This is a genomic window from Aeoliella fuhlenseeensis, from assembly GCF_052161615.1.
In the GTDB taxonomy this organism is placed as follows: Bacteria; Planctomycetota; Planctomycetia; order Pirellulales; family Lacipirellulaceae; genus Aeoliella.
In genome coordinates this window covers 4,345,903-4,357,754 of the sequence record NZ_CP197417.1, presented here as the reverse complement: position 1 = coordinate 4,357,754, position 11,852 = coordinate 4,345,903, and the positions used below count along the sequence as shown (strand labels likewise).

12 protein-coding genes are annotated in these 11,852 nt (G+C 59.9%); 4 read left to right on the top strand and 8 right to left on the bottom strand.

What is annotated here, in order from left to right; genetic code table 11:
* Nucleotides 1-14: 14 nt before the first annotated feature.
* The 7 genes from SH292x_RS17010 to SH292x_RS16980 form a co-directional block, all read right to left on the bottom strand.
* Nucleotides 15-455, bottom strand: coding sequence for a hypothetical protein (locus tag SH292x_RS17010; protein WP_442482210.1), 441 nt, complete (start codon nt 453-455; stop codon nt 15-17).
* A 35-nt stretch (nt 456-490) separates the two neighbouring features.
* Nucleotides 491-1,549, bottom strand: a complete 1,059-nt coding sequence (locus SH292x_RS17005; protein WP_442482209.1) for a DUF1559 family PulG-like putative transporter — start codon at nt 1,547-1,549, stop codon at nt 491-493.
* 137 nt (nt 1,550-1,686) lie between these two features.
* Nucleotides 1,687-2,577, bottom strand: a complete 891-nt coding sequence (locus tag SH292x_RS17000) for a hypothetical protein (protein ID WP_442482208.1) — start codon at nt 2,575-2,577, stop codon at nt 1,687-1,689.
* Nucleotides 2,578-2,646: 69 nt separating this feature from the next.
* Nucleotides 2,647-6,762 carry a beta strand repeat-containing protein gene (locus tag SH292x_RS16995; protein ID WP_442482207.1) on the bottom strand — a complete coding sequence of 1,372 codons (4,116 nt, stop codon included), beginning with the start codon at nt 6,760-6,762 and terminating at the stop codon, nt 2,647-2,649.
* A 139-nt stretch (nt 6,763-6,901) separates the two neighbouring features.
* Complete coding sequence (locus SH292x_RS16990) at nt 6,902-8,545, bottom strand: hypothetical protein (protein WP_442482206.1); 1,644 nt, start codon at nt 8,543-8,545, stop codon at nt 6,902-6,904.
* Nucleotides 8,538-9,059 (bottom strand): sigma-70 family RNA polymerase sigma factor, encoded by a 522-nt coding sequence (locus SH292x_RS16985; protein WP_442482205.1) that lies wholly within the window; start codon nt 9,057-9,059, stop codon nt 8,538-8,540. Before SH292x_RS16985 ends, SH292x_RS16990 begins: the two co-directional genes overlap by 8 nt.
* A gap of 290 nt (nt 9,060-9,349) precedes the next feature.
* Entirely contained in the window at nt 9,350-9,559 is a 210-nt protein-coding gene (locus SH292x_RS16980; protein ID WP_442482204.1) for a hypothetical protein, read from the bottom strand.
* 198 nt (nt 9,560-9,757) lie between these two features.
* On the opposite strand from SH292x_RS16980, the gene SH292x_RS16975 reads away from it, so the two are divergent.
* From SH292x_RS16975 to SH292x_RS16960, 4 genes are all read left to right on the top strand, one after another.
* Complete coding sequence (locus tag SH292x_RS16975) at nt 9,758-9,922, top strand: GTP-binding protein (RefSeq protein ID WP_442482203.1); 165 nt, start codon at nt 9,758-9,760, stop codon at nt 9,920-9,922.
* A gap of 161 nt (nt 9,923-10,083) precedes the next feature.
* On the top strand, nt 10,084-10,299 hold the full coding sequence (locus SH292x_RS16970) for a hypothetical protein (RefSeq protein ID WP_442482202.1): 216 nt from the start codon (nt 10,084-10,086) through the stop codon (nt 10,297-10,299).
* A gap of 63 nt (nt 10,300-10,362) precedes the next feature.
* A complete protein-coding gene (locus SH292x_RS16965) occupies nt 10,363-10,824 on the top strand; it encodes a hypothetical protein (RefSeq protein ID WP_442482201.1) in 462 nt (153 codons plus the stop codon).
* Between the two features lie 41 nt (nt 10,825-10,865).
* Nucleotides 10,866-11,246, top strand: a complete 381-nt coding sequence (locus SH292x_RS16960) for an ImmA/IrrE family metallo-endopeptidase (protein WP_442482200.1) — start codon at nt 10,866-10,868, stop codon at nt 11,244-11,246.
* A 109-nt stretch (nt 11,247-11,355) separates the two neighbouring features.
* Here the strand turns inward: SH292x_RS16960 and SH292x_RS16955 are convergent, their stop codons facing one another.
* Nucleotides 11,356-11,835: a YaiI/YqxD family protein gene (locus SH292x_RS16955; RefSeq protein WP_442482199.1), complete on the bottom strand. Its 480-nt coding sequence runs from the start codon at nt 11,833-11,835 to the stop codon at nt 11,356-11,358.
* Between the last annotated feature and the right edge of the window lie 17 nt (nt 11,836-11,852).

Sequence of the window (11,852 nt, the reverse complement as noted above, 5' to 3'; positions counted from 1 at the left end):
GTGCCGAGCCTCAATCAAAACTTGTCGACGTACGGGGCCGATTGGCCGCTGCCGTTCCAAGTGAGCTCAATGTTCAGATCGTCGGTAGGGCCATCGATGGTCACCCACAGCTCCGAGCTCGTCTCGCTGGCGTACTTCTTGGGGGCGTGCCAGCGGTTCGTTCGGTCGTCGACGCCTTCGACGGCCGAGACCGTGGCGAGGTGCGTACCCGTAGGTGCACCGTCGTTGAAAGCAAAACTCGAAAGTTGAAACGTGCCGTCCTGTTGGATTTTCCCGGTCGCCGGACGTTGGCCTTCGGCGTACACGTACACCTGACCGGTGGTCACGGGCTTACCATCGATCGTCACTTTTCCCTTGACGGGCACGATCCCAGGGTGACTACCACCGCAGCCGGTGAAACCTATCAGCATCAACGCGGCTGTAAACACCGCGGGAACAAACGCACTTCGAACCATGACGAAACTCAGCGTAGAAGTTAGGAAGGGCAAGTTTAGCGAGGGCCAGGACCACTGGGCACCGAGCTGGCGTAGTCGTCGGCGCTAGCCGAACGAGTGGACTGAGCGCGGTACAACTTCGGATCGACATCGTCGGTCAAATAGTCGACGCTGCCATCGCCCTTGGCGAAATTCGCACCGCCGGGGTGCCGGCTGTTGAACCCGCCGTGGGTCCGCTGGCCCCCGTTGTTTTCTTTGAGCGATTCGGCGACTTCGGGAATAGAGTTAAGCGGATTTTTGGTAGTCCGCATCGACGAATTGCAGCGGTTTCCGTTCGTCCAGATGTTACTGGCCAGAAGATCGCTAGTGCCGTCTTCGGCTGGCCGAGCGTGACCATCGATAGTTTCGCCAAAGAACAGCGTATTGCTGGTACCGTCCGTGATCTCTCGCAGCTTGATGTTGCGGTGGTAGAAGAACACGCCCGTGTTGTTGTATTTGAGATCGTAGATCTTGCCGCGAGGATCGAGTCGACCCAGCACGTCGTTGCCGTTTGGTGGTCCCACGTCGCCCGCCACCCCCGCGTAGCTGCTGGTCGCGGCCCTCAGGGCGTCGGTGGTTGCGTGGGCATGAACGAACTGCGAGTAGGGTAGCATGGTGCCGTCACTCGGGCATTTCAGGGCATCAATCGGCGTGGCGACCGCCGCCATCACTCTTGGATCCGACAACCAGTAGTTGTCGAAACCCCAAAGCGTCACGTTCTCGACATTCAGTGCGTCGTACAAAGCTTGTTGCTCCATGAAAGGCAGCAACTGCACGAACACGCTCGCTCCTTGCGAACGTAGCTTGGTGTTCGCGGCGATGCTGCCCGTGTTAGGCATGTCGGCACAGGCCGCTTCGCTGTCGCAACCCAATCGCGCGGCGGGTAGTTCCTTCTTGGTACTCTCGTAATTGAGCGCCGCGAGCGAAAGCTGCTTGAGGTGGTTGGTGCACTGCATACGCCGCGCTGCCTCGCGGGCCGCTTGCACGGCAGGCAGCAGCAGCGCGACCAAGATTCCGATGATGGCGATCACCACCAACAGTTCGACCAACGTGAATGCGGTAGGGCGCGATTTCATGGCGAAAACTCCTAATGCGTAACAACCGGCCAAACGATCCTTCGCGGGCGGGGCCTGCGACTCTGGGGGCTGCGTTGGGGTAGGGAAGGGGGGCGGCGGGTTCGACCCACCGCCGCCCAACAAGCAAACAAGTAAAGTTAGGGTTGTTGAGACTGCTCGCGCGTGACGCGCGGTCGACGGCAGCGGATCCATCCCACAGCCGTGGCACTCGCGAGTCCTAGCAGCCAGGTTGCCGGTTCGGGCACCCCGACGGCGTTGATGGCAAAGTTGTCGATAAAGTTCGAACCGTTGCGGTTCTCCAGTTCCAAATGGATCGCACCCACCGGTACGACGCCGTTCGACTCCCAGTTGAAACCAGTCACCGGCGAGTCCAGAACTTCAGTCGCTCCGATCTTGATCGATTGGAGCGTGATGTTGCCTCCTTCGAGCAAGCTGTCGTAGGAAATCCGAATTGCAACGGGGACTGCCGTTCCGGTCTCCGCGTGGGCAGCGGCTAACGTTGTCGCTACGCCGTTGTTGAAGTACTGCACATCGCCCGCGGCTTTGATAATGATGCCGAGGTCGGTGTTCACATCGTTGATTCGTGTATTGGGCTCGCCCGAGACGTTGTCATCCGTGCCGAACGAAAAACCCATCCAACGGTCGCCGCCGAGTGCCGCGGTGATGTTGTAGTCGAAGCTCACCGTCATCGAGCCTGCACTCCCGAGCGCCGCGAGTGCCGGCGCGAAGTTGTAGCGGCTGCCAAGAATTGCCTGATCGTGAAAGCGTCCTCGGGCGTGAGTCGAGGTGGTTCCGCCCGTGACCATCGACAGTTGATTACCAGCGATGGCGAGGGCTCGCTTGGACGAGCGGAATTCAATCGCACTCGCCAGCGATCCACCTTGCGATGCGTCCTGAGGGTTTGTCGTATCGTAGTTCGTAGTGTTCGCATGATCGAAGCTGTCGCTGAACAAAAGAGCCGCGTTCGCCGACAGGGCGAAGCAACTTGTGACCACCGTGGCCACCATCGTCTTCATGAGTCTTTTCATTAGTCCGTACTCCCATAGAGGCTAAACAAGAGAAGTCGAAGAGAAACGCACTGACAACATCTGGCTGCGTCAAGCCGTGGGACGCTGCCCCATCCCACGGCGACGCAGCACACAAACCCCACCGACCGCGAGGCCGGCGAGAAGAATCATCGAGCCCGGCTCGGGTACGTTCGAACTTCCGGCGGCAATCGTGCCTGCACCCGATGTGGCACCGAAGTTGGACTTCCACAGTTGATAGTCGCTGGCGTCGATCACACCGCCGTTGCCATTTCCGGCGAGCAACTCGCCCTCGGTGGCACCCAGGTTGTCACGCCATACCGTGTAGTCGGCGAGGTTCACCATCCCATCGCCATTGAAGTCGCCATCGAGACCCAGGGCGTAGGTAAGCACCAAACTCGTCGCGTTGACAATCGAGGCCGAGAACCGGCTGGGCAAGTCGAGCGAAGAGAACTCGCCGGTGATGCCACCCGTCGCCGTGAGCAGCGTAAACTGCTGGCCATCGAACGGCGTGAACCCGGCACCCAAAGAGACATCCAGCAAACCACTAAGCGTTGCTGCTCCCGTGACCGCCAGCGGCGTGAAGCCTGCGGTCGTCAGGCTAAGCTCAAGCGTTCCGGTCGCCGACATCGTAAAGTCGCCATTCACGTTCACCGGACCGGCACCACCAACATCGGCCAAACGCAGATTGTCGAGACCCGTCCAACCGCCGCCGTCGTTACGCAGGTCGGCGTAGACACCCAGGTTGTTGTAGAGGTTAAGTTCCGAGGCGGGAACCGTCACCGTACGCAGCACGGTCCGAGCGCCGTTGTTGTAGAAGCCCAGCTCCATGTTGTTATTGTCGAGTCGCTTGATGAACAGCGTGTCGAACGTGCGACCCGTGTAGTTGCCTGTGGCGATTTCGGTTCCACCAACGAAGCCGCGGCTGTTGATGATGCCGGTGCCGTTGATCGAGATGAACACGTGGTCGGCCTGATTGCGAACATCGCCGGCGACGTTCCCGAGCCCAACCTGGGTTTCACCGACGACAATACCCATCTCGCGGCCGTTATTGATTCGCGTCGCGGAGGCCACGTCGATCAGAAGCTCGATTCCTTGATTGAGCGCCACGGGACGCAGGCCCATCATCTGCTCGGCACCCGTCGTTCCCGTCGAGGTTGCAGCGATAGTACCCGAGACGTCGGAGAACGAAATGTTCGTCGTCCCCGCTCCTTGGTCGAGGCCCTTAGTAAAGGTGTACTCACCAAGACCCGGCGTGTTGAAGTCGTCGACGATCGTGACACTCGCGCCCGAAGCCAGGGATAACGTGCCATTCAGCACCACGCTGCCGACCGTCGCGGGCACCATCTCTAGGCGAGCACCGCTGGCGACCGTCGTGGTGCCGGCGTAGAAATTGCCCTTGTTGCGAAGCTGGACAGTACCCGAGGTCACGTCCACTGGACCGAAACCCGTGAGGCCACCGCTGCCCGTCAGTGTGTAGGTGCTACCGGCCCCGCCATTGAAGGCCACGCTGCCGGGTGCCACGTTGGAACTCACGGTAACGCTCTTGTTCGCGACGTTACCAAACGTCACGTTGTCGAGGTGGCTGAACTGCGTTGCGCCGCCGGTCCAGTTATTGGTGGCCTCGACGTCCCAAGCATTTCCGGCAGTGCCGGCCCAATTTAGATTGCGGGTCGCGCCCGCGACATTCAGCCGCACGGCGTTGCCCGTGGTGTTCACGGAGAACGTCTGGCTCGCACCCGCGGTGATGTCGTTCCCCATGGCGTCGCGGAGCGTTGCGGTGAACGCGGTCGATGCCGCACCGCCGGTGGCACTTCCACTCACGCCGCCGGTAGCTTGTACCAGCGTGTAGTCGCCCGCTGCGAGTGTGCCCTCTACCGGCGAAACGTTCACATGAATGCGATCGCTTGCGGTTCCTTGATTGAACGCCGCGGTGCCCGAGACACTTAGCAGATCGCTGTCTCCTCCCGCAGTTGTGTTGCCGAGCTGGAAGTTGAGGCGGCCCGTTCCGACGGCGGTGAAGCTGCTATACGAGAGGTTGCCATTGATGGTGAGCGTGCCCCGACCGTTGTCGCCAGGAGAGATGCTCGAATCGTCGTACGCAGCGATCGTCTTCCCCGCACCAATTTGTAGTGTGCCCGCTCCGGCGAGTTCCTGCCCTGTTTCATCGCCCGTCGAGAGCGTTCCGTCGGGGTCATTGATCACTTGGAGTGAGTAAGTCGATTGGAAGTCGCTGACGTTGAACGTTGCACCCTGACGAACTTCGATCGTCCGGCTCCAAAGCTCGCCCGCATTGTTGGTCGACGATTCGTCGAGGCTCGCCTCGACGGCTAGCGTACCCTGCTCGACGATCGTGCGGCCTTGGTGGTACGCGTCGCGGGGCGAGGTCGGTGGCTCGGTGCTCGATCCGGGCGGCACCGTGGCGATAGTCCAGGTCCCGGTGCCACTTTTCACGAGATTGACGTTGGCCGCCTCCGAACCATCGGCGGGGGCGAGCGTGCGGTCTACGATCGCACCGGTCAGGCGACCATTGCCGGCACCGCTGAGATTAAGGTTCCGGTCGCCGGAGTCTGGCAGTGTGATATTTCCCGAGAGCGTCAAGTTGCTGCCGGCTTGCGACTCGATGCTGAACTCTGATCCGCCAGTGATGCCGACGATGGGGCCACCCCATGTGCTGTTGCCGGTGCTCGAAACGTGCGGATCCAAGTTGCTCGGCTGGCGACCCGCAAGTTCCAGTCGCTCGCTGGCCACGTTGATGCCGCTCAAAACCATGGTGCCGGTGAGCTGACCACCTTCCACGCGGGTGTCACGTTGGTCGGTAAGGTCGGACGTGCCAAAGAACTGCGGGTTGGTCACCACGATGGTGCCACCACCGATGTCAATGTTTCCAGTGAATCCGCCGTTGTCACCGCTCGCAGTAATCACTTCAGTCGTCAGCCCGAGCGAGCCGGCGACGGTCGGATCGGCTCCCGTGAACCGCACGGCTCCGTTGCCCGTGATCACTTCGGTCAGGTTGCCACTTGCCCCCGCCCCCAGGCCGTTGCCCGTGAACTGCATCACCGCCCCCGTCGCAACATCAATGGTGCCAGACGCTTGGTTGAGCGCGCCCAGCGCCGTGACAGCGAGCGTCCCGCGGCGGATGTTCGTGTTGCCAGTGTAATTGTTGGCTGCGTTGGTCAGCAGCAGCGTCCCCGCCCCGGTCTTAGTCAGCCCATTCGTGCCGGCGACCTGAGTGCTAAGGGCTTGCGTACCAACGGTCGCTTCGATCTCGGCACCGCCAGTCATGGTGAGAGTCGATGGCCCACTAAGCGTGTAGCCATCCGAGTCGCGGAACGTGAGGTAATTGAGCGACTTGGGCGTATCCAGCGTCACCGTCGCGGCCGCTGTGATCGAGGGACCAAATACTGCGCTATTCGTCGGCACCGTGTTGAGCAGCCAACTCGAAGCCGTGTCGAAGCTGCCACCTCCCGTCGCGGTCCAGCGCGGCGAGGGGGTCCCGCCTTCGACTTGGAAGTTCGTAATCTGGGCGATGCCGGCAGTGTCGGTCGACGAGAAGCCGACAAAGTTGATGTTCGGACGCTGGGCCACGGTGATCGTCTCGGTGCGATCGACGCCATCGCCATTGAAATCCCACGTCACGTTCCAATCGGGGTTCGTCGTATCAAGCGTAATAACTACCGACGTAGCGGCCGCCGTGCTCGAATCGATAGCGCCGGCCACGCCACTCGCGCCACCAGCGAAGCCTGTGAAAGTTTGGTCCTTTTGCGAACTTCCCGTCGTGCGTGCAAGCGCCCACAGTGCGGCCCGCGAGGCATTGCTGTCATCCAGCCAACGGTTGTCGAGCCCCGTGTTCGCGGGTGCGAGCAACTCCGTAAACCCAACGCCCAGCCAGTTGTTCGTGGTACCAGCGGGCACACTGAAGGTCGACGAAAGGGTGTAGACATTCCCCGGCTCGGGCGTGAAGGGCAACAGCGCCGTGAACCGGCCCGTACCATCTTGCACACCGTTGTCCAGCAGATGCACGCCCGACGCCCAGTTTGCCCCGCCCAGCGACACGTCCGGCGCGGCACCATTTAGGCTTGCCCCGCCGCTGCCGTTGAAGCTGTCTTGATAAAGAGTCACCGCATCCGCGTGGCTTGCGAGAAGCAGCAGCAAAGTGATCGATCCAACCGCCAGCAATCGAGACATCAGTTGTTCTCCCAAAGTGCGCGCCCCAACCCGTGGGGCGGCTTGAATAGGTCGACCTAGGCGCGCATCTCTAGCCGCGCCAGAAAACAAGCTTTTTGTTGATACGGAGAGTCGCAGTGCCGCGAGCCGTTGAACCGGTCTAGTTATTGGGCTCGAGCCTGTTTTCCACCGCTACGAAAGAATTACCGCTGTCATGCGCTTCACGCGCTTTCGTCGAGGACTTATCCTCGACACTCTGTTCCGTTTGCCGACCAAACGCATACCACTCCACGCGGAGGGCCATCGGGTTCGGCACCCCTTCCAAGGCGCGATTCGCTGCCATGAAGGTACCGTTGAAGACGTCAATCTCAATGGTGTTCCAGCGTTGCTTCAGCCCATTCGTCACGTTGACGTAGCGAAACTCCTGGTCGCCGAACAACTGGTGCAGTTCATTGTCACGCCACGATTTCACTTCCACCGAAACACCGTTTACCCGCACGTCCTGAATGCCGTTGTCGGCCAGGAAGCGCCCAAACAATTGGATCGTCGACAGGTCGTAGCCATCCAAGTCGAACGTCGTCTGAAACGTGTAGACGCTCGTCGCCTCGCACTCCATCCAATCAGCAATCGAAATCCATTGCGACATCTCGCGGTCGTTCGGCAGGTACTGCACGTGCGCCGGGCAGACCGAGGCGTACACCGGCCACTGCGTCTCTTTCTCGGGACCAGCGATCACTCGCCAGTGCGGGTCTTCGTCCCCTTCCGACAAATCGAACCCGCTGTTGTGCAGCGCCACTGGCTTGTAAGGGGGCGTCGTCGGGAAGTTGAACGACTTGGCCAACTGCTCGGCCGTCACCGGAATCGCACGAACGTGCCCCTCGCGGTCCACGGCCATCGATTCGCCTTCCTTCACCAGCAGCCCACGCCGCGAACTCTTCGCCGCTTGCTTCGGATGTACTCGCACCAGGCCGCTGATCACTCGCGTTTGGTCGTCGCCGTTTGACTGGGCGCTCACGGTGAAGGTTGTCCCCAGATCCACCACTTCCATCGAGTCGGTCACCACCGTAAACCCTCGAGCCCACTTCGCCACTTGCACGGCGACGTCTCCCTCAATCAACTGCACCCGGTCGAGCGTCAGGAACTTCAGCGAGCTCGGCCCGTGCAGCACCATCTCGGCGCCGTAGCCCATGCTCACGTTCGCCTCGCCACTCTTGAGTGTGATCGTCTGTCCTTCGTTCATCGCCTGCCCATCGGCGAGCGGCTTGCCGCTCCACACGGCGTTGCGCGTGGAGGCCAACGTCGCCACCGGCGCGGGACGCTTCGAACGCGAACCAGCCATGCTCGCCGGCTCTTCGGTCTCTTGTGCCCGTTGAGCGATCGGTGTGTTTACTGCCGGCTCGGGGTCAATCGGCCCGCGATTTACCATCACCAGCACCGCCGCCGCCAACCCCGCCGCGATGATCGCCGGCAACCAAGTCACCCGCGAGCCACGCGATGGCCGCGGCATCGACACGGGTTCTTGCATAGGCGAATCGATACGCGAGGTATCACTCGAAGTGTCGTTAGAAACAACGCTCGCCCGCTCGCGAATCTCGTCGTAAATATTCTGTCGCGCCCGCTCCAGCCGCACCGCACCCGCGAGCTCCACGTGCAGGCTCATGTACTGCCGAAACTCCGCGCGGGCTGCGGGCGACTCCTTCAGCAGCTTGGCAAGCTTTGCTTGCTCGCTGGGCGTGAGTTCGCCCACCACCACTTTTTCGAACAGGTGCAGGCGATCGTCGGGCGTCAGTCGAGGGTCAGGCATTACCGTGTTCCTCCTGCGCGAGCTTCGACTGCACGCAGCGGTGCAGCGTCTTGCGAATCCGTGCCAAGGCCTGATAAACGCTCTTGGCCGTCCGCCCAATCTCGGCGGCCGCCTGATTGATCGTCTGGTCGCCCTGGTAACACGACTGCACTAGGTCCTGGTCCTTGCTGCGCAACAGCCGCAGGCAATTCACTAACTCCCGCCGCCGCGCCAGCCGCAGCTCGTTCTCTTCCGACCCGTACTCGTCCGCGAGCTGCGCGACGATGTCGTTATCAAACAGAAGCCGCCGCCGATTGCGGGCATACTCTAGACTTTTGAGCCGCGCGATCGAACACGCCCACGCCGGGAAGTTGCTCCCCGCTTCGAACGTATCGATCTTCTGCCACATCGTCAGAACCGTCTGCTGGAAAAGATCCTCGGCAACGTCGCTGCTAGGCGAAATCGCCCACAAGAGCGCCATAATTTGCGACTCGTGCTGCGCAAGCAGATCCAGGAATTCCTCGGAATTCAACATGACGACAAGCTAAAGACGAGCCACCTAAAAGACTAATTTGTACCACCTGTTACCTACACATGACGCATCCCGCGAGAATTCCCCTCACGAAACTCCGAAATTCTCAATAATTTCTCGCCACCCCCTATAAAAGCGGAAGGACGCAGGCCCTCCGGCCGTTGCTGGGCGCACTGATGGCTCTTAGTCGTTACCACTCGCCCACGGTGCAACCGAACGAATACCCCCCTTTACTCGCCGTCGCCCCGCCCCTGGACCAGTAGCGTTTTAGACCCCCAGCCCCCGGCTTCCTTTTACCAAATAGTAAGTGAACCCTGGCGGTTTGTCTGAAGGTGAGAGTTCGGATCCCGGTGGTCGAGTTGCTCGGCCGCATGAACGGCGGACATCGCGTAGAGGATCATCTCCGGCCAACGAACGTCGGGTATCGGCAGGAAGATCCACGGAGAAGTGTCCTCGACGGTGGTAATCTCCTGGACGTCGTCTTTCTGACGGGCGGCCAGCAATCGCTTGAACCGATCGAGCTTGGGGGTGGACGAATGCTGGTTCTTTTTTCCTCCTTCTTGCCTATCCGATCACGGGCCTCGTGGTGATGTGATGGACCAGTACAAAAAGCACAATCGCAATCGCGAAGATCAACCAAAACAGTTCGGATTCGGCGATGTCCGTACTTGTTCTTGCTTAGCGTTGTTCACGAGATTTACATGCTGCTCCTGCTTCTTAGTCCGTTCTCCCGGTATACCGGTGCCGTGCAATACTTTCGAAAAGTCTGTATTATCGCCCATATTGACCATGCTAAGTCAACTCTGGCGGGCCCGCTTATCCAAAGATGCGGAGACATTGCACACCGAGATCTGCATTACGATTAAATAGCATGGAAGCAATCACGCCTCTGGATAGATTAAGGGTAGGTATGAATACGCAATCGAGTTCGCGGAACTCCCAATCGGACAGCCCAAATCCACTAGGAATCACTGGTAACTCAAAACCCAATGTGCCCGTGTTTGCCTGCATCGTGTACGTTTGCAAAATGGCAGACGGTACCATTAGCGGCAGAGTGGCCAACCTCGCGGGCGAGATCACGGCCACCAGCAGTTCAGAGCGGGACGTGTTGATGAAGGTGACGCGTGAATTCAAGTCGCGTGTTCTCAAACTACATGGGGAGAACCAAGCCATTCCGCTGCTCGATCCGCCGCCTGCTCCGTTGGAGAACGAGCAAATGCGTACGGTTCCCGTCCATCTTTGAGCATTCACTAGTTCGTTACTTCCCTTACCTGAAAGCCACTTCATTTGGAAAATAGGGTTGCAGATGGGACAGCTTGAAGACATAGGCGAAGCCGATGGCTGGCGTTGCTGGCTTTGCGACCAGCCAGTCGACCGCAATATCCCGCCTCATGATCCACGCAGCGCGAGCGTCGATACACGGCTTACCAAGGCTCGGGCGAAGAGCATGAAGAAGCAAGGCAAGGCAGATCTCCTGCCGCCGCGACTGGCCCACAAGGGCTGCAACACGGGTAAAGGGGCCAACGATCCTGTAGTCGCGTGGCCAGATCATTTGATTGTCGTCGACCCAGCCCCGCTCATTGCAACGGCCGAGCGGTTGGAGCGCAAGGGTGGCCGCGAAGCGATGGCTCGTTGTCCGACAAAACAAGATGCCGAAGAGACCGCCGCCTGGCTGGTCGACCGTATGTCGCGCCTGGCCCCGAACTTGAACTTGCACAGCCAAATTACTTCCACTGGCGGGCAGTTTCTCGTCAGCTTGCATACGTAACTCCGCCACTTCGCTCTCCCTACGACTCGATCGCGTACCCAATGTTCTCCTCCTACCTTGAAGCATTCGAGCATCTCCAGCCGCTGAGGCAACGAGTATTGCATGTGCTCCGTGCATTGCCGGCAGAAGTTCAGCAGGATTTCTTGACCGATACTTGTTTCAACGTCTTGCTAGACAACTACGCGCCGGGTGAGGGCTCAATGGTATTCATGGCCGTTTCAGGAGAGGGTGGTATTAGTAGTCGCAGCGTGGTGCTGAGACCACGACTCTCCGACTGCGACGAAGCATTTGCTTACTACGTCATCGCGCACGAATTCGCCCACGCATACCTACGGAATGGGCCATGGGGTGACATCGCCGATTGCGAAGAGGCCGCTGATGCGCTGGCAGCCCATTGGGGATTCCTAATGCCAGTCTCTTGATACCAACGGCGAATTCATGGATCGTTGGGCAGCGAATAAACTGTGGGAGGGCTCTCCGAGCCCGATTTTCGGCGCTCATGAATCCCGACCGCTTAGCGTGAACCCGGCTCTAACTTTGCTTAAGGCGTCGCGTCAGCGTTCGATCCAACTGATTGGCGAACGCTTGAATGTCCTTCTGCGTCAGCGGACTGGGGCCACGGGTATCGACACCTGCCGAGCGGAATTGCTCCATCAAGTCGCGTGATGCCAGTCGGTCATGCACGCTGTTCTCGTCGAGCAGCTCACCGCGAACGCCGATGGCAATCGCAGACTTGTCCACGACGCGAGCCGCAAGCGGAATGTCGCCCGTAATCACCACGTCTCCCGGTGCAAGCATCTCCACGATTCGGTCGTCAGCGACATCCGCCCCTTCGGGCACCGTAATCAGCCGGATCCGTTTACTGCGAGGAACATACATCGACTGATTGGCAACCAGCGTCACCTGCAACTGAAGCCGGCGGGCCGTTCGATAGATAATCTCCTTAATCGCCGCCGGGCAAGCATCGGCATCCACCCAGATTTGGAAGGAACTTGTCTCAGCACTGTCCATAAGGCACTTTGCGAATC